The 23,143-nt window shown below is 67.4% G+C and carries 20 protein-coding genes and 1 pseudogene; 9 read left to right on the top strand and 12 right to left on the bottom strand.

From position 1 onward, the window contains the following. Positions 1–79: 79 nt before the first annotated feature. Positions 80–1,675: an SLC13 family permease gene (locus tag F1642_RS07580; protein ID WP_046000431.1), complete on the top strand. Its 1,596-nt coding sequence runs from the start codon at positions 80–82 to the stop codon at positions 1,673–1,675. Positions 1,676–1,728: 53 nt separating this feature from the next. Continuing rightward, positions 1,729–2,619: a rhodanese-related sulfurtransferase gene (locus F1642_RS07575; protein WP_194885920.1), complete on the top strand. Its 891-nt coding sequence runs from the start codon at positions 1,729–1,731 to the stop codon at positions 2,617–2,619. 37 nt (positions 2,620–2,656) lie between these two features. Here the strand turns inward: F1642_RS07575 and F1642_RS07570 are convergent, their stop codons facing one another. Both F1642_RS07570 and F1642_RS07565 read right to left on the bottom strand, forming a co-directional pair. After that, positions 2,657–4,933 (bottom strand): NADP-dependent malic enzyme, encoded by a 2,277-nt coding sequence (locus F1642_RS07570; RefSeq protein WP_194885919.1) that lies wholly within the window; start codon positions 4,931–4,933, stop codon positions 2,657–2,659. Between the two features lie 93 nt (positions 4,934–5,026). Beyond that, on the bottom strand, positions 5,027–5,752 hold the full coding sequence (locus F1642_RS07565) for a proteasome-type protease (RefSeq protein WP_045982660.1): 726 nt from the start codon (positions 5,750–5,752) through the stop codon (positions 5,027–5,029). Between the two features lie 153 nt (positions 5,753–5,905). On the opposite strand from F1642_RS07565, the gene F1642_RS07560 reads away from it, so the two are divergent. Beyond that, complete coding sequence (locus F1642_RS07560; protein WP_194885918.1) at positions 5,906–7,879, top strand: bifunctional 2',3'-cyclic-nucleotide 2'-phosphodiesterase/3'-nucleotidase; 1,974 nt, start codon at positions 5,906–5,908, stop codon at positions 7,877–7,879. Between the two features lie 33 nt (positions 7,880–7,912). On the opposite strand, the gene F1642_RS07555 is transcribed toward F1642_RS07560, so the two are convergent. The 4 genes from F1642_RS07555 to F1642_RS07540 all read right to left on the bottom strand — a co-directional run bounded on the left by F1642_RS07555 (position 7,913) and on the right by F1642_RS07540 (position 12,447). After that, on the bottom strand, positions 7,913–8,719 hold the full coding sequence (locus F1642_RS07555; protein ID WP_194885917.1) for a transglutaminase family protein: 807 nt from the start codon (positions 8,717–8,719) through the stop codon (positions 7,913–7,915). A gap of 3 nt (positions 8,720–8,722) precedes the next feature. Next, a complete protein-coding gene (locus F1642_RS07550) occupies positions 8,723–9,679 on the bottom strand; it encodes an alpha-E domain-containing protein (protein ID WP_045982658.1) in 957 nt (318 codons plus the stop codon). Between the two features lie 14 nt (positions 9,680–9,693). Then, positions 9,694–11,103: a circularly permuted type 2 ATP-grasp protein gene (locus tag F1642_RS07545; RefSeq protein ID WP_046000427.1), complete on the bottom strand. Its 1,410-nt coding sequence runs from the start codon at positions 11,101–11,103 to the stop codon at positions 9,694–9,696. 177 nt (positions 11,104–11,280) lie between these two features. Then, the gene (locus F1642_RS07540; RefSeq protein WP_206692702.1) at positions 11,281–12,447 is read right to left on the bottom strand and encodes an acetyl-CoA C-acyltransferase; all 1,167 of its coding nucleotides are present in this window, start codon (positions 12,445–12,447) and stop codon (positions 11,281–11,283) included. A 91-nt stretch (positions 12,448–12,538) separates the two neighbouring features. Here F1642_RS07540 and F1642_RS07535 point away from each other — a divergent pair, with 91 nt between their 5' ends. Further along, positions 12,539–12,886, top strand: a complete 348-nt coding sequence (locus F1642_RS07535) for an STAS domain-containing protein (protein ID WP_045983052.1) — start codon at positions 12,539–12,541, stop codon at positions 12,884–12,886. Beyond that, positions 12,883–13,383 (top strand): ATP-binding protein, encoded by a 501-nt coding sequence (locus tag F1642_RS07530; RefSeq protein ID WP_045983053.1) that lies wholly within the window; start codon positions 12,883–12,885, stop codon positions 13,381–13,383. Before F1642_RS07535 ends, F1642_RS07530 begins: the two co-directional genes overlap by 4 nt. Here F1642_RS07530 and hspQ read toward each other — a convergent pair. The 5 genes from hspQ to F1642_RS07505 all read right to left on the bottom strand — a co-directional run bounded on the left by hspQ (position 13,380) and on the right by F1642_RS07505 (position 17,898). Continuing rightward, positions 13,380–13,727, bottom strand: a complete 348-nt coding sequence (gene hspQ, locus F1642_RS07525) for a heat shock protein HspQ (RefSeq protein WP_369799424.1) — start codon at positions 13,725–13,727, stop codon at positions 13,380–13,382. The two genes, F1642_RS07530 and hspQ, sit on opposite strands and share 4 nt — an antisense overlap. Before the next feature lie 74 nt (positions 13,728–13,801). Next, positions 13,802–14,257: a CreA family protein gene (locus F1642_RS07520; RefSeq protein WP_139598662.1), complete on the bottom strand. Its 456-nt coding sequence runs from the start codon at positions 14,255–14,257 to the stop codon at positions 13,802–13,804. A gap of 3 nt (positions 14,258–14,260) precedes the next feature. After that, complete coding sequence (locus F1642_RS07515) at positions 14,261–14,983, bottom strand: metallophosphoesterase (RefSeq protein WP_194885916.1); 723 nt, start codon at positions 14,981–14,983, stop codon at positions 14,261–14,263. 71 nt (positions 14,984–15,054) lie between these two features. Then, the gene (serA, locus tag F1642_RS07510) at positions 15,055–16,644 is read right to left on the bottom strand and encodes a phosphoglycerate dehydrogenase (protein WP_045983056.1); all 1,590 of its coding nucleotides are present in this window, start codon (positions 16,642–16,644) and stop codon (positions 15,055–15,057) included. Between the two features lie 108 nt (positions 16,645–16,752). Beyond that, positions 16,753–17,898: a phosphoserine transaminase gene (locus tag F1642_RS07505; protein WP_194885915.1), complete on the bottom strand. Its 1,146-nt coding sequence runs from the start codon at positions 17,896–17,898 to the stop codon at positions 16,753–16,755. 133 nt (positions 17,899–18,031) lie between these two features. On the opposite strand from F1642_RS07505, the gene serB reads away from it, so the two are divergent. After that, the gene (gene serB, locus F1642_RS07500; RefSeq protein ID WP_148910586.1) at positions 18,032–18,910 is read left to right on the top strand and encodes a phosphoserine phosphatase SerB; all 879 of its coding nucleotides are present in this window, start codon (positions 18,032–18,034) and stop codon (positions 18,908–18,910) included. 54 nt (positions 18,911–18,964) lie between these two features. Continuing rightward, a complete protein-coding gene (locus tag F1642_RS07495; RefSeq protein ID WP_194885914.1) occupies positions 18,965–19,723 on the top strand; it encodes a TSUP family transporter in 759 nt (252 codons plus the stop codon). Between the two features lie 117 nt (positions 19,724–19,840). Here F1642_RS07495 and F1642_RS07490 read toward each other — a convergent pair whose 3' ends face one another. Further along, the gene (locus F1642_RS07490) at positions 19,841–20,827 is read right to left on the bottom strand and encodes an asparaginase (protein WP_194885913.1); all 987 of its coding nucleotides are present in this window, start codon (positions 20,825–20,827) and stop codon (positions 19,841–19,843) included. A 150-nt stretch (positions 20,828–20,977) separates the two neighbouring features. Here F1642_RS07490 and F1642_RS07485 point away from each other — a divergent pair, with 150 nt between their 5' ends. Both F1642_RS07485 and rlmN read left to right on the top strand, forming a co-directional pair. Beyond that, positions 20,978–21,499 carry an invasion associated locus B family protein gene (locus F1642_RS07485; RefSeq protein ID WP_046000420.1) on the top strand — a complete coding sequence of 174 codons (522 nt, stop codon included), beginning with the start codon at positions 20,978–20,980 and terminating at the stop codon, positions 21,497–21,499. A gap of 113 nt (positions 21,500–21,612) precedes the next feature. Continuing rightward, positions 21,613–22,799: pseudogene (gene rlmN, locus F1642_RS07480) on the top strand (23S rRNA (adenine(2503)-C(2))-methyltransferase RlmN). Positions 22,800–23,143: the final 344 nt, after the last annotated feature.

Below are 23,143 nucleotides of genomic sequence, written 5' to 3'. Positions count from 1 at the left end.
CGGTCGTCAAGGGTGGTCGCGGACCCGGTTTTGCCATACCCTGACCGCAAGAAGATGTCGCACGAAAAGGGAGGACACGATGGGGATACAGGACGATCTGCACCACCCCGGTGAATATGACGAGAACGAGGTCCCGACCCGCTCTGCGCAGATGATCTGGGTGCTGCGGGCGCTTGGGGTGGTGATGGCCGGCATCGTCTGGCTGCTGCTGGGCGGACAGGAGGGGCTGTCCGAGGATGCACGCATCGTCGCGGCCGTCGGCACGCTGATGGCCATCTGGTGGATGACCGAGGCGATCCCGCTGTCGGCCACCGCGCTTCTGCCGATCGTGCTGATCCCGGCGCTGACGGAAACGACCGTCGGCCAGGCGACGCAGCCCTATGCGTCGTCGATCGTGTTCCTGTTCCTGGGCGGCTTCCTGATCGCCATCGCGATGGAGAAATGGCACCTGCACACGCGCATCGCGCTGCTGACGCTGCGCAAGGTGGGTGTGGCGCCCCGGCGGATCGTCCTGGGCATGATGCTAGCAACCGGCTTTCTGTCGATGTGGGTGTCCAACACCGCCACCACGCTGATGATGCTGCCCATCGGCCTGTCCGTCCTGTCCCTGGTGGTCGAACGCGGATCGCGCCAGGACGGCGCCGCGGCCGAGGATGCGATGAAGGCCGGCGGCACCATCACCGACGTCGTCAAGGACCCCAACATCAGCGCCTTCGGCGTCTGCCTGGTGCTGTCGATCGCCTGGGCCGCGTCGATGGGGGGCTTGGGCACGCTGCTGGGCAGCCCGCCTAATGCCATCGTCGCGGGCTATGCCTCGGACGAGCTGGGCCGCAACATCGGCTTTCTGGAATGGATGGTTCTGGGCACGCCGCTGGCCTTCATCTTCATCTTCATCGCTTGGTTCCTGATGACCCGCGTCCTGTACCGGTTCGACCTGCCCGAGATCCCCGGCGGCAAGCAGATGATCGAGGATCAGGTCCGCGACCTGGGCGCGCTCAGCCAGGGAGAGAAGATGGTCCTGGCCGTGTTCCTGGGCGCGGCGTTCCTGTGGATCGTGCCGGGCCTTCTGACCTCGATCCCGGCGATCGAGGCTGCGGCACCCTGGCTGGGCAACCTGGATGACACGGCCATCGCCATCGGCGCGGGCCTGGCCATGTTCCTGCTGCCCGGCAAGGGCCGCGACAAGATGGTCCTGGACTGGAAGGATGCCGAGGCCGGGCTGCCCTGGGGCGTCCTACTGCTGTTCGGCGGCGGGCTGTCGCTGGCCTCCGCCGTGGCGTCGTCCGGGCTGGACAGCTGGTTCGGCCAACAGGTCACAGGCCTGGGCTCGCTGCCGACGATCCTGCTGGTCGCGGCCGTGGTCACGATCATCTTGTTCCTGACCGAGATCACGTCGAACACCGCCACCGCCGCGACCTTCATCCCGATCCTGGGTGGTGTTGCCCTGGGCATCGGGGCCGATGCGATGACGCTGCTGATCCCCGCGGCGCTGGCCGCGACCTGCGCCTTCATGCTGCCGGTGGGCACGCCGCCCAACGCCATCGTGTTCGGCACCGGGACCGTCACCATCGCCCAGATGGCCAGGGGCGGGTTCGTGCTGAACGTTGTGGGCATCCTGCTGATCACCGGCCTGACCTATCTGCTGGGCGGCCTGGCCCTGGGGCTGACCTTCTAGGGTCTGCGTTCTGATCTTGCGCCAAGGGGCGTGGCCGCGATAAGGCCACGCCCATGCTGCCCAAAACTTCCCTGACCGTCGCCGCACTTTATCACTTTGCCCGTCTGGCCGATCCGGCGGCCCGGCAGGGACCGTTGCTGGACCTGTGCCGCGCGCAGGGCCTGTGCGGCACGCTGCTGCTGGCGCCCGAGGGCGTGAACGGCACCATCGCAGGCCCGCGCGCGGGCATCCTGGCGGTCCTGGACCACATCCGCGCCTGGCCCGGTTTCGCGGGCCTCGACTGGAAGGAGAGCGCCGCCGACGCGCCCCCCTTTGCCCGCATGAAGGTCCGGCTCAAGGCCGAGATCGTGACCATGGGCCAGCCCGACATGGACCCGGCCACCACCACCGGCCATTACGTGGCACCGCGCGACTGGAACGCGCTGATCGCCGCGCCCGACGTGGCCGTGATCGACACCCGCAACGATTACGAGGTCCAGATCGGCACCTTCCAAGGCGCCGTCGACCCCGGCACGAAAAGTTTTCGCGATTTTCCGGCTTGGTGGACCGACAACGCGCATCGGTTCCAGGGCAAGCGCATCGCGATGTTCTGCACCGGCGGCATCCGCTGCGAAAAGTCGACCAACTACCTGATCTCGCAAGGCGTCGATCAGGTCTATCACCTGCAGGGCGGCATCCTGAAATACCTGGAGGACGTCCCCCAAAAGGACAGTGCTTGGCAGGGCGAATGCTTCGTCTTCGATCAGCGGGTCAGCCTGACGCATGGGCTGGCGCAGGGGCGGCACGGTCTGTGCCATGCCTGCCGCCGCCCCTTGGCTCCCGAGGACCGCGCCCGCCCGGAATTTGAGGATGGCGTCAGCTGCCACCGCTGCGCCTACGAATATTCCGACGCCGACCGCGCCCGGTTCCGGGAGCGGCAGCGCCAGTTCGACCGCAACGCCTGAACGTCTCCTTTGCCCAAATACCCCCTTCGGCGCGCCCTCAGCCCTGCGCGCCGACCCCGCCCGCGGCGATGGCGGCCATGTTCAGGATGTCGCTGACGGTCGAGTTGGTCGAACAGATCTGGATCGGGCGCGCCACGCCCGTCAGGATCGGACCGATGACGGTCGCGCCCGCCATCTCCTGCATCAGCTTGACCGAGATAGAGGCCGAATGCCGCGCCGGCACCACCAGCACGTTCGCGGGCGCGGTCAGGCGGCTGAAGGGATAGCGCGCGGCCGCGTCCATGTTCAGCGCCACGTCCACGGTCATCTCGCCCTCGTATTCGAAATCGGCACCGCGTCGGTCCAGGACGGTGGCGGCCTGGGCCATCTTGATGGCGCGTTCGCTGACCGGATAGCCGAAGTTCGAGAAGGACAGGAAGGCCACGCGCGGCTCCAGCCCCAGGTTGCGGGCGACGGCGGCGCCGCGGGCGGCGATGTCGGCCAGATCCTCGGGTTCGGGCCATTCATGGACCAGCGTGTCGCCGATCAGCACGATCCGGCCCCGGTGCAGCACGGCGGTGATGCCCACCGCCCCGTCCTGCGGGCGCACGTCGAAGACATGGCCGATCTGTGCCAGCACCGGCGCGTTCTTGCGCGTGGCGCCGGTCACCAACCCGTCGCCATGCCCATGCGCCAGCATCAGGGCCGCAAAGATGTGGCGGTCGCGGTTGGCCAGCTTGAACGCATCCTCGCGGTCGACGCCCTTCCGTTGCAGGCGCTGGTACAGGAACTCGTGATAGCTGTCCAAATGCCGGGTGTTGGCGGCGTTCACGACGCTGATCTCGCGGAACGCCTCGCCCATGCCCAGGGCCTCCAGCTCGGCCTTGACCTCGGCCTCGCGGCCCACGACCAGCGACTGGCCCATGCCGGTGCGCTGCCAGGCGACGGCGGCGCGCAGGACGCGCGGATCGTCGCCCTCGGCAAAGATCATCCGGGCCTGGGCCTGGCGCGCGCGGGCATGGATGCCCTGCAGGATCGCGGCGGTCGGGTCCATCCGGTTCTTCAGCGTCTGGACATAGCCCTCCATGTCGATGATCGGGCGCCGCGCGACGCCCGTGTCCATCCCGGCCTTCGCCACGGCGGGCGGGATCACGTGGATCAGCCGCGGGTCGAAGGGCGTCGGGATGATGTAGTCGCGCCCGAACTGCAGCTTGCGGCCATAGGCGACGGCGACCTCGTCGGGCACATCCTCGCGCGCCAGGCGGGCCAGGGCCTCGGCGCAGGCGATCTTCATCTCGTCGTTGATGGCGCGGGCGTGGATGTCCAGCGCGCCGCGGAACAGGTAGGGAAAGCCCAGGACGTTGTTCACCTGGTTCGGATAATCGCTGCGGCCCGTGGCCACGATCGCGTCGGGGCGCACGGCATGGGCGTCCTCGGGCGTGATCTCGGGGTCGGGGTTCGCCATGGCGAAGATCACCGGGTTGTCGGCCATGCTGACGACCATGTCCTGGGTCACCGCCCCCTTGGCGCTGACGCCCAGGAAGACGTCGGCGCCTTTCATGGCCTCCTCCAGCGTGCGGGCGGTGGTCACGACCGCATGGGCTGATTTCCACTGGTTCATGCCCTCGGTCCGGCCCTGATAGATGACGCCCTTGGTGTCGCACATGATGCAGTTCTCGTGCCGCGCGCCCATCGACTTCAGCAGTTCCAGACAGGCGATGCCTGCAGCCCCCGCGCCGTTCAGGACGATCCGCACATCCTCGATCTTCTTGCCCGACAGCTCCAGCGCGTTCAGCAGGCCCGCGGCGCAGATCACCGCGGTGCCGTGCTGGTCGTCGTGGAAGACCGGGATGTCCATCAGCTCCTTCAGGCGCTGCTCGATGATGAAGCATTCCGGCGCCTTGATGTCCTCCAAGTTGATGCCCCCGAAGGTCGGGCCCATCAGCTTGACGGCGTTAATGAATTCGTCCGCGTCCTCGGTGTCCAGCTCCAGGTCGATGGCGTTCACGTCGGCAAAGCGCTTGAACAGGACCGCCTTGCCCTCCATCACCGGCTTGGAGGCCAGCGCGCCCAGGTTCCCCATCCCCAGGATCGCCGTCCCGTTCGAGATCACCGCGACCATGTTGCCCTTGGTGGTATAATCGTATGCCGTCTCGGGGCGGTCGGCGATGGCCTGGACGGGCACCGCGACGCCCGGCGAATAGGCCAGCGACAGGTCGCGCTGCGTGGTCATGGGGGTCGAGGGCGTGATGTCGTATTTGCCCGGCCGCGGCTCCAGGTGATAGGCCAGCGCCTCTTCGGGGGTGATGCGGCTGCGGCTGGTCTTGTCGGTCATGATGTCCCCCGAAGATGATGCTGGGGACTGCTTAACGGCTTGGCAGGACTGCTTCAACGCGGATGCGGTCCGGCTTGCGCTAACAGCTGCGGGTCAGATGCTGACCTTGACGAAGCTGTCGCGCAGCGCCGCGGACCAGGCCGCGCTCATCTGCATGAAGTCCGGATCGCCGTCCAGGATGCGGCGGCGCGTGGTGACCGCACAGGCATCGGCGCCGATCACCGCCAGGTCCAGCGGCATCCCCACCGACAGGTTCGACCGCAGCGTCGAATCCATCGACAAGAGAACCGCCTTTTGCGCGTCGGCCAGGCTGGTCGCGGGGGTGACCACCCGGTCCAGGATCGGCTTGCCGTACTTGTGCTCTCCGATCTGCAGGAAGGGCGTGTCCTCGGTCGCCTCGATGAAGTTGCCTTCGGGATAGATCAGGAACAGGCGCATGTCGCCGCCCTTGCGCTGTCCCGCGACGATCATGCTAGCGGATGCCTGCTGCTTGAGGTCGCGGCACTGTTCGGCGATCTCGCGCCGGGTGCGGCACAGCGTGTCGCCGATGATCGTGGCCACGCGCAGCATGGTCGGCGCCTTGAGGATCGAGGTCGTGTCGTCTGCCAGCTCATCCTCGATCGCCTCCTCCAGGCGGGCGATGGTGGTCTGGGTCACGGACAGCGACCCGGCGGTCATGATCGCGATGATGCGTTCGCCCGGCGCCTCGAAGAAGAACATCTTGCGATAGCACGAGATATTGTCCAGCCCGGCATTCGTGCGGGTATCCGACAGCAGCACAAGCCCGGCATCCAGTTTCAGTCCGACGCAATAGGTCACCGGCACATCTTTCCGTTGCATTCCGCAGGGCAGACTAGGACCGGGGGGCGTGGGCTGCAATCGCTCGTTTGCGGGTCGCGTCATGAAACTTTGGGTCGCCTTGGCGCGCCGAATCGCACATCGTGCAGGTTCCACCACCCAAGGACGAACATGATGACCCATCCTCTTGCCCTCAGCCGCCGCGGTTTCCTGACATCGGGGGTGGCCGGCCTGGCGCTGGTCGCGCTGCATCCCTATTCCGCACGGGCCGAGGCGGGGCAGGCGCATCTGCGCATCATGGAGACGACGGACCTGCACGCGCATGTCTGGCCCTACGACTATTACGCGGACACGGCGACCGACACCCTGGGCCTGGCGCGGACCGCGGCCCTGGTCGGTGCCGTGCGGGCCGAGGCCACGAACGCGCTGCTGTTCGACAACGGCGATTTCCTGCAGGGCAACCCGATGGGCGATTTCATTGCCTATGAGCGTGGCATGGACGGGGACGCGACCCACCCGGTGATCCAGGGGATGAACGCCCTGGGCTATGACGGCGGGACCCTTGGCAACCACGAATTCAACTATGGGCTGGAGTTCCTGGGCGCCAGCCTGGCGGGCGCGGGCTATCCCGTCGTCTGCGCCAACGTGGTGACCGAGGCCGGCGCCACCCCGGACCAGGACCGGACCCTGGTGCCGCCCTATGCGGTGATCGACCGGGACCTGACCGACGGGGCGGGCGCCACCCATCCGATCCGTATCGGCATCATCGGCTTCGTGCCGCCGCAGATCATGCAATGGGACCGCGCGCATCTGGAGGGGCAGGTCACCGTCCGCGACATCGTCGAGGCGGCCCAGGCCTGGGTGCCCAAGCTGCGTGCCGAGGGGGTGGACCTGGTCGTGGCGCTGGCCCATTGCGGCATCGGCGGGCAGACCGCCGAACCGGGGATGGAGAACGCGGCCATTCCGCTGGCGGCCATCGACGGCATCGACGTCATCCTGACCGGGCATTCGCATTCGGTCTTTCCCGGCCCCGACTACGACGGCGTGGCCGGGGTGGATGCCGCGGCCGGCACCATCGGCGGCAAGCCCGCGGTGATGGCCGGGTTCTGGGGGTCGCATATGGGTCTGGTCGATCTGCTGCTGGAGCGGCAGGGCGACGGCTGGACCATCGTCAGTCACCAAGTCGAGGCGCGCCCGATCTATCAGCGCGACGACGAGGGCGTGGTGATCCCCCTGGTCGAGAGCGTACCCGCCATCGAGGAGGCGACCGCCACCGAACACCAGCAGACGCTGGATTATGTCCGCCGACCCGTTGGCCAGACCAGCGCCGCGCTCTACAGCTATTTCGCGATGGTGGCGGATGATCCGTCGGTCCAGATCGTGTCGAACGCGCAAAGCTGGTACATCGCGCAGATGCTGGCCGGGACCGAGCACGAGGGGCTGCCGATCCTGTCGGCGGCGGCGCCCTTCAAGGCCGGCGGGCGGGGCGGGCCGGATTACTTCACCGACGTGCCGCCGGGCGACATCGCCATCCGCAATGTGGCCGACCTGTATCTGTATCCCAACACCATCCGCGCCGTGCGCGTGACCGGCGCGCAGGTCAAGGACTGGCTGGAGCGCAGCGCGGGGGCCTTCAACCGGATCGAACCGGGGCAGGCGGACCAGATGCTGCTGAACCCCGACTTCCGCAGCTACAACTTTGACGTGATCGACGGGGTGACCTATCGGATCGACCTGTCGCAGCCCTCGCGGTTCGACGCCGACGGGGCGCTGGCCGACGCGGACGCGAACCGCATCGTCGATCTGGCCATCGACGGACAGCCGGTCGATCCGGCGGCCGAGTTCATCATCGCCACCAACAACTATCGCGCCACCGGCGGCGGGTCGTTCCCCGGCGCGGATGGCTCGACCGTGGTGTTCGAGGGGCCGGACACCAACCGCGACGTGATCGTCCGCTATATCCTGGACCAGGGGACGATTAACCCCTCGGCCGATGGAAACTGGTCGTTCGCGGCGCTGGACGGCGCGACGGTGCTGTTCGACACGGGGCCGGGGGCCGCCGCCTATCTGCAGGACGTGACCGCCCTGACCATCGAACCGGCGGGCGACGCGCCCGAAGGCTTTGCCCGCTATCGCATCACCCTGTGACGACAGCTGGACCGGGGGTGCTGCCCCCGGTTCCTACTGGGCCATCTCCTCGACCCGGACGCTGACATCCATGTCCTCGGACCCGGTGCCCAGGGCCACGCCCCGGATCGGGGCCGCGTCCGCCGCGTCCAGGCCCGACCCCAGACGGACATAGCGTTCGTCCGGGCAACAGCGGTTGGCGGCGTCGAACCCGACCCATCCCAACCCCTCGACATGGATCTCGGCCCAGGCATGGGCCGCGTCATGGGCCTGCCCGTCGATGGTCGAATGCAGATAGCCCGACACATAGCGCGCCGGCAGGCCGCGCAGGCGGGCGATGGCGGTCAGGGCGTGGGTGTGGTCCTGGCAGACGCCCTCTCCCAGGGTCAGGGCCTCGGATGCGGTGGTGCCGGTATGGGTCACGCCGGGGCGGAACGCGATCCGGTCGCTGACCGACATCGACAGCTGATGCGCCAGGTCCAGCCGGTCGGTGCCCTCGACCGACTGCGCCAGATCGCGCAGCGCATCGTCGGGACGCGTGGCGGGACTGTCGCGCAGATAGGTCAGCGGGTGGATCATCTCGCGGTGGCCGCGCAGGACTCCTGCCGTGTCTCGGGTGTCGATGCGTCCGCTGATGCGCACGGTCACATGATCGACCGGACCGCGCACGGTCCAACCCTCGATCCAGTCGCCGGCGCCGTCGCGGAACCCCGGCCCCTTGACGCCGCCCGACACGTCGATCTGCCATTCATGGGTCTTCTGTCCCTCGAACACCGACGGCGTCAGGCGCAGGCTCTGCACCAGGTTCCGGATCGGCTGGCCATAGCGATAGACCGTCTCGTGAGAGATCTTCAGGCGCATGGGTCACACCCCTCCAAGCAGGTAATCCTGGTGCACCAGGTTGGAAATCTCGGACAGTTCCAGAATGAACCAGCTGAGGAACTCGTGCAGCCCCTCATCGAAGATCATCTCGATGTCGCGTGCCTGCAGGGCTGCCAGAACCTCGCGCGCCTTGTCGCGGGCGCTGGTCGGCACCCCGTCGCCATAGCGCCGCGCCAGCCCTTCAAGGTGCCACACGGTCTCATACAGCGACGTGATCAGTGCGCGGGGGCTTTCCCCGTTCAGGATCAGGAAATCGGCCACCTGGCCCGCGGTGATGTCGCCGCCATAGGCCCAGTGATATGCCCGGTGCGCTGACAGCGCGCGCAGGATCACCTGCCACTGATAGGTGTCCAGGCCCGATCCCACGAACTCGATCCGCGGCAACAGGACGAAATACTTGACGTCCAGCAGGCGCGCAGTCGCGTCGGCGCGTTCCAGCCCGTATCCCAGGTTCATGAAGTGCCAGCCGTCGTTCCTCAGCTGCGTCGCGTTGATCGCGCCGCGCACGGTCGAGGTGTGGCCGGTGGTGAAATCGGTCAGCCCTGCGGTGTCCAGCTTTGCGCGCGGCTGGCGTTCGATCCGGCGCAGCTCCTGGAAGGCCACGTTCAGCGCGTCCCAGACCTGGCTGGTCAGCGCGGTGCGCACGATCCGACCGGCCTCGCGCGCCTTTTCAAGGCAGCTGGCCACCGATGACGGGTTGGCGCGGTCGAAGAAGATGAACTCCTCGATGTTCTCCTGGGTGATCTCTCCGTATTTCTGCGCGAACAGGTCCGAACTGCCTGATGCCTGCAGCAACGAGTTCCATTCGTTCTGGTACCCGGCCTCGGTGTTGGGAAGCAGCGTGATGCGCTGTCCCACGTCCAGCAGGCGCGCGGCGGTTTCGGCACGTTCCAGATGGCGGCCCATCCAGAACAGGTTCGAGGCGGTGCGGCTGAGCATCGTGTTACGTCCCCTCATTCCGACAACACCCAGGTGTCCTTGACACCCCCGCCCTGGGACGAGTTCACCACCAGCGACCCCTCGCGCAGCGCGACACGCGTCAGCCCGCCCGGCACCAGCTCGATCCGGTCGCCGCACAGGCAATAGGGGCGCAGGTCGACGTGGCGCGGCGCGATGCCCTCGTCCACGAAGGTCGGGCAGGTCGACAGTGCCAGCGTGGGCTGGGCGATGTAGTTCGACGGATTGGCCTGGATCTTGGCGCGGAACGCCTCGATCTCCTCCCTGGTCGACTTGGGACCGACCAGCATGCCGTAGCCGCCCGATCCGTGGACCTCCTTGACGACCAGTTCGGGCAGATGCTCCATCACATAGCGGTAATCGTCGTCCTTCCACAGCGTCCAGGTCTGGACGTTGTTCAGGATCGGCTCCTCTCCCAGATAGAAGCGCACCATCTCGGGGACGAAGGTATAAATGGCCTTGTCATCGGCCACGCCCGCGCCGGGTGCCGAACAGATCGACACGCCGCCAGACCGGTACACGTCCATCAGCCCCGGAATGCCCAGCATCGAATCGGGGCGGAAGCACAGCGGGTCCAGATAGGGATCGTCGATCCGGCGATAGATCACGTCCACGCGCTTGGGCCCGGTGGTCGTGCGCATATAGCAGAATTCGCCATCTACGAACAGATCCTGCCCTTCGACCAGCTCGACCCCCATCAGGTTGGCCAGGAAGCTGTGTTCGTAATAGGCGCTGTTGTAATGGCCCGGCGTCAGGATCACGCAGGTCGGCCGGTCGCTGCATTTCGCGGGCGCCACCGATTCCAGCGTGCGGCGCAGAAGGTCGGGATACTGGTCGACGGGTTCGATGCGGTTGCCGCGGAACAGGGCCGGGAACATGCGCATCATGATCTCGCGGTTCTCCAGCATGTAGCTGACGCCCGACGGCGTGCGACAGTTGTCCTCCAGCACATAGAACTCGTCCTTGGCGGTGCGGACCAGGTCGATGCCGATGATGTGGGAATAGACGCCGCGCGGGGGCACGAACCCCACCACCGACTTCTCGAACGCCTCGTTCTGATAGACCAGGCGGGCGGGGATGCGTCCGGCGCGGATGATTTCTCCGCGGCCATAGACGTCGCGCAGGAAGGCGTTCAGCGCGCGGGCGCGCTGCTTGATGCCGCGTTCCAGGCGGCGCCACTCGGCTTGCTCGAACACGCGGGGCATCATGTCGAAGGGGATCAGCCGGTCCGGGTCGCCCCCCTCGCCATAGACGGCGAAGGTGATGCCGATGCGGCGGAACAGCGCCTCGGCCTCGGCCTGCTTCATCTGGCGGAAATCGTCGGGCATGGTCTCGACCCATTCCCGCAGGCGGGCATAGGGGTCGCGGACGCTGTCGCCCTCGTACATCTCGTTATAGTAACTCATCACTCCCCCACTGACTGACGCAACGCTTCCGGGTCTTTCCTTGGATCGATGATCCGCGCCCGGTTCCGGTAAGTCCACAGCAGAACCGCCGGATTTGCCCATTGGTTCCGCAGCTTGGCGCCGTGGCGGGGGCGCCGCTGCCGGCGCCCGGGGCAGCCTGCCGGTTTGGCAGGCAGATCAGCACAGTTCGACCGCCAGCGCGGTTCCCTCGCCGCCGCCGATGCAGATCGCGGCCACGCCCCGGCGCAGCCCCCGCGCCTGCAGCGCATGGATCAGCGTGACGATGATCCGCGCCCCCGACGCGCCGATCGGATGGCCCAGGGCGCATGCTCCGCCATGCACGTTCACGCGGTCATGGGACAGGCCCATCCGCGCCATGAAGGCCATCGGCACGACGGCAAAGGCCTCGTTCACCTCCCACAGATCGACGCTGTCCCTGTTCCTGTCCCATCCGATCCGCGCCAGCAGCTTTTCGGCGGCGGGCACGGGCGCGGTGGGGAACTGGCCGGGGGCCTGGGCGTGGCTGGCATGGCCGACGATGCGCGCGACGGCGCCCTGCGCCCGACCTCCCAGCACCAGCGCCGCCGCCCCGTCCGAGATGGACGAACTGTTGGCCGCCGTCACGGTGCCCCCGTCGCGGAACGCGGGTTTCAGCAGCGGGATCTTGTCGGGGCGGGCCAGGCCGGGCTGTTCGTCGGTGTCAACCACGGTGATCTTGCCGCGGCCGGGCACGGTGACCGGTGCGATCTCGGTCGCGAACGCGCCGCCGGCGATGGCCTCCTGCGCGCGCGTCAGGCTGGCCAGGGCATAGTCGTCCTGCGCCTGGCGGGAAAAGGCGAACTCCGCGGCGCAATCCTCGGCAAACGTGCCCATCAGGCGGCCCTTGTCATAGGCATCCTCCAGCCCGTCCAGGAACATGTGGTCCAGCGCCTGTGCATGACCCAGGCGCGCCCCGGCGCGCATTTTGGGCAGCAGGTAGGGGGCGTTCGACATGCTCTCCATGCCGCCCGCGACGACGATCCCGGCGCTGCCGGCGCGGATGGCATCGGACGCCATCATCACCGCCTGCATCCCCGACCCGCACATCTTGTTCAGCGTCGTTGCCGGCACCTCCTGCCCCAGCCCCCCGGCAAAGCCCGCCTGCCGCGCCGGGGCCTGGCCCTGGCCCGCGGGCAGGACGCAGCCCATGAACAGCGCATCGACCGCGGGCCCGCCCGCGCGCGCCAGTGCCGCGGCGATGGCCGCCCCACCCAGATCGGCCGCGGACACCCCCGACAGCGCGCCCATCAGCCCGCCCATCGGCGTGCGCGCCGCCCCCAGCACGTAGATGTCCTGAATTGTCATGATCTTTCCCCCCGATCTGTCCTCGCGCTTACCGGATCGTAACCTTTGGGGTCTAGTCAAGGATGCAGATGCGCAAGGAAGGCCCGGAATCATGCAGTTCATCGTCGAAGACGCCGAATCCCATCTGAACATCACGGTGACGGAACCCCGGATCGACGCGGCGATTGCGACCCTGTTCAAGGACAAGCTGCGCGAGATCGTGGTCAAGAACCGCAAGCCGGTGCACATGGACATGGCCGCGGTGGACTTCATGGACAGCTCTGGCCTGGGGGCGATGATCGCCGTCCGCAAGAGCCTGCCCGAGAACCTGGCGCTGGTGCTGTTCGCGCTGACGCCCAATGTCGAACGCGTGTTCCGCCTGACGCGGATGGACAGCGTGTTCGACATCCAGCCCCGCACCGCTCAGCCCCGTACCGCTCAGAAGGAGCAACGAGAATGACACCCAGTGAACGCTCCGATCCGGGCATCGGAAACCGTGCATCCGCACTGACGCAGCCGATGTTCCACCGCGTCCTGAACGCCCATCCGATGATCGTGCGCGACACCCTGCAGGACGTCCGCCAGCGTTTCCGCGGAGAGGTGGGCGACGACACCCTGGGCCGGCTGGAACTGGTCCTGGCCGAAGTGATGAACAACGTCGCCGAACACGCCCCGCTGGGCCAGGCGGAACAGGCGCGGCTGCCGGTGATCCACCTGTGCATCGTGCGCCACAGTTCGGGCCTGGCCTGCGCGCTGACCGATGACGGGATCTCGCTGCCCGACGACTGCCTGCTGCCGCGCAGCCTGCCGCCGATGGTCGCGGACGATCTGCCCGAAGGCGGCTTCGGCTGGTTCCTGATCCAGGACCTGACGCAGGCCCTGTGCTATTACCGCGAGGAAAGCCGGAACTATCTGGCCTTCAGCATCCCCTTTGCCCAGATGGAGGTCGACGCCTAGTTGACCGGTCCCGCCAGGAAATAGCGGCCGTCCTGAAAGGCGCTGAACATGTCCCCGACCTCGGGGTGGTCCAGCGGTTCGCCCGACACGTCCAGTTCAAGGTTCTGTTCGGACACATAGGCCACGTAGTAGGTCGCCTCGGTCTCGGCGAACAGATGATAGAACGGCTGGTCGCGATCGGGACGCGAATCCTCGGGGATGGATTCGTACCATTCCTCGGTATTCGCGAATTCGGGATCAACGTCGAAGATCACGCCCCGGAACGGCCGCGAACGGTGCCGGACGACCTGTCCCAGGCTGTATTTCGCGTGGCGGCTTTGGGCCTGCATCCGGGCGGTATCCATCGTTCGTGTCAGGGATCAACAAAAGTCAGCGCGCCTTCTAGCGCGCCGCGACGGTCCTGTCCACCGGCAGGCGATCAGGGGGCGATGTCGTCCGCCGTCAGGGGCACGGTCGCCATCGACATCTTGGCCGACCCCTCGCTGACCTGGTTGGCATGGGCCAGATAGACCAGCACGCGGTTGTCGGCGTCATAGATGCGCTGCACCCGCAGCGACTTGAACACCAGCGAACGCCCCTCGCTGAACACGTTCTCTCCCTCGCCGGGGGTCAGGGCGCTGACGTCGATGGGCCCGGTGCGGGTGCACTGGATCGCACTGTTGGACGGATCCTCGAACCAGTTGCCTTGGCTCAGCCGGTCCAGGACCGAGCGGCTGAAATAGGCCAGATGGCAGGTCACGCCCGGCACCTCGGGGTCCTTGATCGCCTCGATGACGACATCGTTGCCGACCCAGTCCACGCCGACGCGGCCGACCTCCTCGGCCTGCAACGACAGGGGGGCAAGGGTCAGGGCAAGGGTCAGGGCAAGGCGCATGGTCTACTCCGGCAACAGGGGCTGGCGGCCCGATTCGGTCAGTAGGTGCACGGCACCCGGTTCGATGACGGCGGCGGACAGCGGCCGGCCATAGGCGGCGCCCCCGTCCAGGTTCAGGCGGTTTGCGTACAGGGCGGGGGCCTCCAGCGCGGTGTGCCCGTGCACGACCAGCGGCCCGAAATCGACGTCGCTGTCCAGGAACCCCTGGCGGATCCAGACCAGGTCGCCCTCGGCCTGGTCCTGCAGGTCGATGCCCGGGCGGATGCCCGCATGCACGACCAGCGCTAGCGGATGCAGATACCACAGCGGCAGCGCCGCCAGGAACCGCGCGTGATCCGCAGGAACCGCCGCCCGCGCATCGCGCAGCAGCGCATCGCGCGGCTGATCCGGGTCCACGCCATAGGACCGCAGCGTCGCGGCCGCGCCCAGACCCGGATGGTCCACCCAATGCTGTCCGGACGACAGGCCCGGGTCGATCCAGTCCGGCTGGTTCAGAAACGCGGGCAGAAAGCGGTCGTGATTGCCGCGGGTGACGATCCAGGGCCGCCCCGCCTGCTGGCCGCGCAACAGGTGGTCCACCACGCCGCGCGAATCGGGACCGCGGTCGATCAGGTCGCCCACATGGGCGATGACCGCATCAGGCCCGCCGTCGTCGAAGATCCGCTGATGCGCGGCCTTCAGCAGGTCCAGCTGTCCGTGAATGTCGCCGATCGCATAAAGTCGCATCTGTCACCTGGCCGTGGCGCGCGGCAGGGAGGGTCCGCACGCCCCTTGGGTAAGGGCGTGCGGGGCCGAGGTCAAACCTCGAACTGCAGCCGGCGGGCCTGCAGGAACTTGCCGGTGTTCTGCAGCGTGGCCAGGGCCTCGTCGCTGATCGCCTCATCCAGGTACAGGATCGCGATGGCATCCGCCCCGTTGGCGGCCCGCCCCAGGGTAAAGTTCGCGATGTTCACGCCCAGATCGCCCAGGGTCATCCCAAGCGCGCCGATGACGCCGGGAACGTCCTTATTGCGGGTGTACAGCATGTGGCTTCCCACCTCGGCGTCCACGTTGATCCCGCGGATCTGGATGAAGCGCGGCTTGCCATCGCTGAACACCGTGCCCGCGATCGAGCGCTCGCGCGTCTCGGTCACGCAGGTGACCTTGACGTAACCCTCATAGGCGCCGGCCTTGTCCTGCTTGGTGGTGGACACCTGCACGCCGCGATCCTTGGCCATGACCGGGGCCGACACCATGTTCACGTCCGGGTTCGACGCCTTCATCACGCCGGCGATCACCGCCGCGTTCAGCGCGTTCAGGTTCATTTCGGACACGACGCCGTCATACAGCACGTTGATCGCCTTGATCGGCTCGTCGGTCATCTGGCCCACGAAGGCGCCCAGATGCGCGGCCAGCTTGATCCAGGGGCCCATCACCGCGGCCTCCTCGGCCGTGACCGAGGGCATGTTCAGCGCGTTCTGCACCGCGCCCGTCAGCAGATAGTCCGACATCTGCTCGGCGACCTGCAGGGCGACGTTCTCCTGCGCCTCGGTCGTGGCGGCGCCCAGATGGGGCGTGACGACGACGTTGGGCAGGTTGAACAGCGGGCTTTCCGTCGCGGGCTCGACGGCAAAGACGTCGAATGCGGCACCCGCCACGCGCCCGTCCTTCAACGCCTCGGCCAGCGCCTCCTCGTCGACCAGGCCGCCGCGGGCGCAGTTGATGATGCGCACGCCCTTCTTCAGCTTGGCGATGGCCTCGCGCGACAGGATGTTGCGGGTCTTGTCGGTCAGCGGCACGTGGAAGGTGATGAAGTCGGACTTGCCCAGCAGGTCGTCCAGCTCGACCTTGGTCACGCCCAGTTCCTTGGCGCGATCCTCGGACAGGAAGGGGTCATAGGCCAGCACCTTCATGTGCAGACCCAGGGCGCGGTCGATCACGATGCCGCCGATGTTGCCCGCCCCGATCACGCCCAGGGTCTTGTTGAACAGCTCGACCCCCATGAAGCGGTTCTTCTCCCACTTGCCGGCATGGGTGCTGACGCTGGCCTCGGGCAGCTGGCGCGCGACCGCGAACATCATCGCGATGGCATGCTCGGCCGTGGTCACGCTGTTGCCGAAGGGCGTGTTCATCACGATCACGCCCTTCTTGCTGGCGGCCGGGATGTCGACATTGTCGACCCCGATGCCGGCGCGGCCGATGACCTTCAGGTTGGTCGCGCCTTCCAGCAGCTTGTCGGTGACCTTGGTCGCCGACCGGATGGCCAGCCCGTCATACTGCCCGATCACCTCGGCCAGCTTCTCCTTGTCCTTGCCCAGATCGGGCAGGTAATCCACCTCGACGCCGCGATCGCGAAAGATCTGGACGGCGGTTTCCGACAGCTTGTCCGAGACGAGAACCTTCGGCATGTCATTCATCCTTGCAGGGGCATCGGGGCCAGGCCTCGCCGACGCCATGTTTCTTCGTTGGAGAAATACCAGGGTGGGTCCGGGGGACTGGCCCCCGGTCCGCTTGGCTTATTGCGCGGCCAGTTCGGCGCGGTACGCCCATTCGATCCACGGCATCAGTGCCGCGACATCGGCGGTCTCGACCGTCGATCCGCACCAGATGCGCAGGCCCGCAGGCGCGTCGCGATAGGCGCCGGCGTCCAGCGCCACGCCTTCCTTCTCTAGGCGCTTGGCCACGGCCTTGGCAAAGGCCGCGCCGTCCCTGATCGCCGGATCGGTGAACTTCAGGCAGACGCTGGTCGTCGACGCGGTGGCCGGGTCCTCGGCCAGATCGGCGATCCAGTCCTTGTCCGCGATGAAATCGCGCACCGCGCCCGCATTGGCATCCGCCCGCGCGATCAGCGCCGTGAGCCCGCCCAGAGATTGCGCCCATTTCAGCGCGACCAGGTAATCCTCGACGGCCAGCATCGAGGGCGTGTTGATCGTCTCGCCCTTGAAGATGCCCTCGATCAGCTTGCCGCCCTTGGTCATGCGGAAAATCTTGGGCAGCGGCCAGGCGGGGACATAGGTCTCCAGCCGCTCGACGGCGCGCGGCGACAGGATCAGGACGCCATGCGCGCCCTCGCCGCCCAGCACCTTCTGCCAGCTGAAGGTCACCACATCCAGCTTGTCCCAGGGCAGGTCCATGGCGAAGGCCGCGCTGGTCGCGTCGCAGATGGTCAGGCCCGCGCGGTCGGCGGGGATCGCGTCGCCGTTCGGCACGCGCACGCCGCTGGTGGTGCCGTTCCAGGTGAAGACGACGTCCTTGTCGAAATCGACCTCTGCCAGATCGACGATCTTGCCGTAATCGGCCTTGCGGACCGTGGCGTCCAGCTTCAGCTGCTTCACGGCATCCGTGACCCAGCCTTCGCCAAAGCTTTCCCAGGCCAGCATCTCGACGGGGCGGGCGCCCAGCAGGGTCCACATCGCCATCTCGACCGCGCCGGTGTCGGAGCCGGGGACGATGCCGATGCGGTAATCGGCCGGCACACCCAGGACCGCACGGGTCAGCTCGATGGCCTCGGCCAGTTTGGACTTGCCGACGGCGGCGCGATGCGACCGGCCCAGGGGCGCGTCCGACAGCATGTCCAGCGAATAATGGGGGATCTTGGCGCAGGGGCCCGAAGAAAAGCGCGGGTTTTCCGGCCGCGCAGCCGGGATCGCATGATCGGTCATGTGGCTAGCCTTCCAGCTAAAAAGCCCCTCGTTGGGGAGGGGTGTCCCACCGACCGACCTAAGGCCCCTCCCGCTCTGGCGCAAGAAAAAACTTTGTCCTACACCCGCAGGCAACCGCACAAGGACCGCGCCCATGTTCACCGTCTCGCTGATCGCGGCGCCTGCCGCAGCCAATCTGGATGATGCCTTGCCCGGCGGTCTGGCCGACCGATGGGGTGGCGACGTGACGCGCTGGCTGTCGCCGGGCGTGGCCGCCGAATTCGACATCGCGGTGCTTCCGGGCGATTCGGATCAGGTCTGGTCCGACCTGCAGGCCATCGGCATCGACCTGGCGATCCAGCCCGCGGGCGGGCGGCGCAAGCGCATCCTGATCGCTGACATGGATTCGACCATGATCGATCAGGAATGCATCGACGAACTGGCCGACATGGCGGGTTTCGGCCCCCGCGTGGCCCAGATCACCGCCCGCGCCATGAACGGAGAGCTGGACTTCAACGCCGCGCTGACCGAACGCGTGGCCCTGCTGGCGAACCTGCCGGAGGCGGTCATCGCCCAGGTCCTGGCCGAACGCATCACCTATGCCGCGGGCGGGGCCGTGCTGGTGGCGACCATGCGCGCGCACGGGGCCTATACCGCGCTGGTTTCGGGGGGCTTCACCAGCTTCACCCGGGCCGTGGCCCAGACCCTGGGCTTCGACGAACACCGTGCCAACACGCTGTTGGCGCAGGACGGCGTGCTGACCGGGCAGGTCGCCCTGCCCATCCTTGGGCGCGAGGCCAAGGTCGATGCCCTGACCCAGATCGCCGCCCGCCTCGGCACCACGCCCCAGAACGCGATCGCGGTGGGCGACGGCGCCAACGACCTGGGCATGATCCAGCTGGCCGGTGCCGGGGTGGCGCTGCACGCGAAACCCGCGGTCGCCGCCCAGGCCCAGATCCGCATCAACCACGGCGACCTGACCGCGCTCTTGTACCTGCAGGGCTTCGCGGACGAGGATTTCGTCACCCCCTGATTTCTCCTTTGTTCAAATACCCCTGCGACGATTGCCCCACCGAAAGTCCCGATGATGTTCGAACTGACCGCCGACCTGGTGATGCTGCTGATGATGGCGGCCTTTGCCGCAGGCTTCGTCGATGCCATCGCGGGCGGGGGCGGGCTGATCACGCTGCCCATCCTGATGCTGGCGGGACTGTCGCCCGCGCAGGCGCTGGCCACGAACAAGGTGCAGGGCGTCTTCGGCGCGGGGACGGCCGCGCTCAGCTATGCGGCGCGGGGGCTGGTCGATCTGCGCAGCCAGTGGAAATCCGCGCTGATCGCGGGGGCGGCGGGGGCCGCGGGGGCGGTGCTGGTCAGCGCGATCCCCACCGACGGGTTGCGGCTGATCCTGCCGGTCATCCTGATCGGCATCGCGTTGTTCTTTGCGCTGAAACCCGGACTGAACGACCTGGACCGCACGCGCCGCCTGACGCCCTTGGTTTTTGCGGCGACGGTGGTGCCGTTCGTGGGCTTCTATGACGGGCTGATCGGGCCGGGGGCCGGGGCCTTCTACATGATCGGGTTTGTCACGCTGGCCGGATACGGGGTTCTGAAGGCCACGGCCCATACCAAGCTGCTGAACTTCGCCTCGAACCTGGGCGGGCTGGGGGCCTTCGCGCTGGTCGGCCAGCCGCTGTGGCTTTTGGGCATGGTGATGGGGGCGGCGCAGATCGCGGGGGCGATGCTGGGCGCGCGGCTGGCCTCGCGCATCGGCGCGCGGCTGATCAAGCCGCTGCTGGTCGTGACCTCGACCCTGCTGGCGGGTCGGCTGATCTGGCAGATGATCTGAGACCGCGCATCCGGCGCCCGCTCTGCCAAGGGGCGCCGGTTCGGGGCACGGGAACGGGACGGGGGCATCCCGTGCCGTACAGTAAAGCACGGCTCCATGTCGGGGATGTGACGGCCCTCAGGCGGGAAAGCCCGGCGCGCGGCGCAGGTTGCCCGTGACCATGCCGCGACAGTTCAGGATCGGTCCGTCCAGAAGCGCCTGCGCCGCAGGATGGGCCGCATCCAGAACGCCTAGGTGAATCAGCAGCGCGGTGATCGCGGCCTCGCTGGCGCGGGTGCCGCCATCGGTGATCTTCAGCGCGACGCCCAGGCCCTGGTCGGGCAGGATCGCAACGAACACCGCCTCGGCCCCGGTCTTGATCGCCGCGACGCCCCCCATCGCGCGCATCAGCTCGGTGCAGGACCGACCCTCGCCCGCGACCATCTCGGGGTGGCTGCGCATCGCGTCCACCAGCCGCCGCATGGCCATGCCGCGCCTGTCCGTTCCGGGATTGGCGAACCGTGCCATCGCGCGGGCCAGCCCCTCGACCGTGCAGGCCCAGTTCGGGGCCGAACAGCCGTCGATGCCGAAACCGGGGCTCTCCTCGTCGGTGACCGCCTCGAAGGCCTCCTTGACGGCACGCTGGACCGGGTGGTCGGGCTCTACATAATCCGGCCCGCCCTTCAGGTGGCGGTTCAGCGTCAGAAAGCCCGCATGCTTGCCCGAACAGTTGTTGTGCAGCTGGCAGGGCGCGCTGTCCGAACAGGTCAGGCGGCGGTTCTCCTCCGGGTCGCGGGGCATGTGGCTGCCGCAGCGCAGGTCGGGCTCGCCTAGGCCCAACCCGGTCAGCCAGCTGTCCACGGCCGTGACATGCATCGCCGCCCCCGAATGGCTGGCGCAGGCCAGGGCCAGCTGGCGGTCGGTCAGACCCGCCCCATCGGCGGCCCCGCTTTCCATCAGCGGCAGCGCCTGGATCATCTTGCACGACGACCGCGGATAGATCACCTGCCCGGGTCGCCCCCAGGCCTCGACCACGCCATGGGCGTCGCAGATCACGGCATGGCCGGCATGCAGGCTTTCGCGCATGTCGCCGCGCCACAGTTCGATCATTTCTGCGGACCGCATGTTTTCTCCCTGACAATTGCGCGATTGTGCTTGCGCAGCCTTTAACGGGCGGCGATTTTCGCTATCCTGACGACAGATGGTTGAAAAGACCACAGCAATCAGGAAGAACGCCGGGCGAAGCGGCGAATTGAATTGGCAGGAGGCCAGAGCATGATTACCACCACCCTGCGCGGCATGGGCGCCAGCCTTGTCCTGATCGCCGGACTGGGCACGGCGGTTGCGCAAGAATCCAGCAACGTCGTGGCGACCGAAGGGGACTGGACAGTCTTCGCGGCCGACAACCCGCGCGAATGCTGGGCAGTCTCGCCCCCGAAATCCACGCTGAACACCCGCGACGGTCAGCCGACCGAGGTGACGCGCGGCGACATCCGCCTGTACGTCGCCTATCGTCCCGGCCAGAACGGAGAGGTCAGCTTCAGCGGCGGCTATCCCTTCGCCCCGGATTCGACGGTCGAGGTCGATGTGGGCGGCCGCACGTTCAACCTGTTCACCGAGGGCGAGAGCGCCTGGACCGGCAGCCCGTCCGACGACGAGGCGATGATCGCGGCCCTGCGCGGCGGCTCGTCGGCGGTCGTGACCGGCCGTTCGGCACGCGGCACCACGACCAAGGACACGTTCAGCCTGTCGGGCATCACCGCCGCGACCAACAGCGCACGCGAGCGCTGCCAGTAACCGCAAGGTTGCAGTCCTGACGGAACCAGGGGGCGGGCCGGTTGATTTCGGGCCCGCTTTCGCATATGTGGCTGTCTTTCGCCCCTTGGGCCGTTCCAACACCGGTGATCTTCATGACCGATCAGACCCCGTCTGCGCCGATCACGCAGGACGTGATGACGCTTCCGCGCAAGCTGCCCCAGGGCGGGCTGACGAACATCGTCGGCCTGACGCGTGCGCAGCTGCTGGACGCCCTGGTCGCGGCGGGCACGCCCGAGCGTCAGGCCAAGATGCGCGTGGGCCAGGTTCTGGCAGTGGGTCTATCACTGGGGCGTGCGCGATTTCGCGCAGATGACCAACCTGGCCAAGGATTACCGCGCCCTGCTGGCGGCCAATTTCGAGATCACCCTGCCCGAGATGGTGACCCGTCAGGTCAGCAGCGACGGCACGCGCAAGTATCTTGTCCGCATCGCCGGCGGCCACGAGGTCGAGGTCGTCTACATCCCCGAGGAGGGCCGCGGCACGCTCTGCGTCAGCAGCCAGGTGGGCTGCACGCTGACCTGTTCGTTCTGCCATACCGGCACGCAGAAGCTGGTGCGCAACCTGACGCCCGGGGAAATCGTCGGCCAGCTGATGCTGGCGCGCGACGATCTGGGCGAATGGGCCCGTCCAGGGCGCCCCCAAGGACGAGACGCGGCTGATCAGCAACATCGTCCTGATGGGCATGGGCGAGCCCTTGTACAATTTCGAGAACGTCCGCGACGCGATGAAGGTCGTGATGGACAACGAGGGCCTGTCCCTGTCGCGCCGCCGCATCACCCTGTCGACCAGCGGCGTCGTCCCCGAGATCGCGCGCACCGCGCAGGAGATCGGCTGCCTGCTGGCGGTCAGCTTCCACGCCACGACGGACGAGGTCCGCGACCGCCTGGTCCCCATCAACAAGCGCTGGAATATCGAGACGCTGCTGGCCGCGCTGCGGGACTATCCCCGCCTGACCAACAGCGAGCGGATCACCTTTGAATACGTGATGCTGGCGGGCGTGAACGACAGCGACGAGGACGCGCACCGCCTGGTCAAGCTGATCGAGGGCATCCCGGCCAAGATCAACCTGATCCCGTTCAACGAATGGCCCGGCGCCCCCTACAAGCGGTCCAGCAACAACCGCATCCATGCCTTCGCGAACATCATCCACAATGCGGGCTATGCCAGCCCGATCCGCACCCCGCGCGGAGAGGACATCATGGCCGCCTGCGGTCAGCTGAAATCAGCGACAGAACGCGGCCGGAAGTCCCGCGCCCAGATCGCGGCGGAAACCGCCTAGAACAGCCCGTCTGAACCTGGCGCGGGGCCGGTCACGGCACCTGCCACCGGCAGGCTGCTCGACGGCGACCTCCTGTGCGGATGGCACGCTCTACAGTGCGTTTGGCGGTGATCGCCGCCGCGGCGTAACGGGTGTTTTTGCCCGTCGACCGGTCCAAAGGCCTGTTTGCGATGCGTTTGGCCTCGCCACGCACAAACAGTTTTGGCGCGTGACCCTTGGCCCTGTTCGTCGTATTTTCAGTGTGGCTTCATCGGCGACCTGAGCCATCGTGATGCAGGATGCGGCCTATGTGCTTGGCTGTTCGACGACGCTTGCAGCAACAACGGCTGCCCAAACCGGGAAAC

It is taken from the genome of Paracoccus sp. NBH48 (assembly GCF_015390265.1).
GTDB lineage: Bacteria > Pseudomonadota > Alphaproteobacteria > Rhodobacterales > Rhodobacteraceae > Paracoccus > Paracoccus marcusii.
Note: the sequence above shows the minus strand (reverse complement) of the source record. Positions and strands in the feature narration are given on the sequence as shown.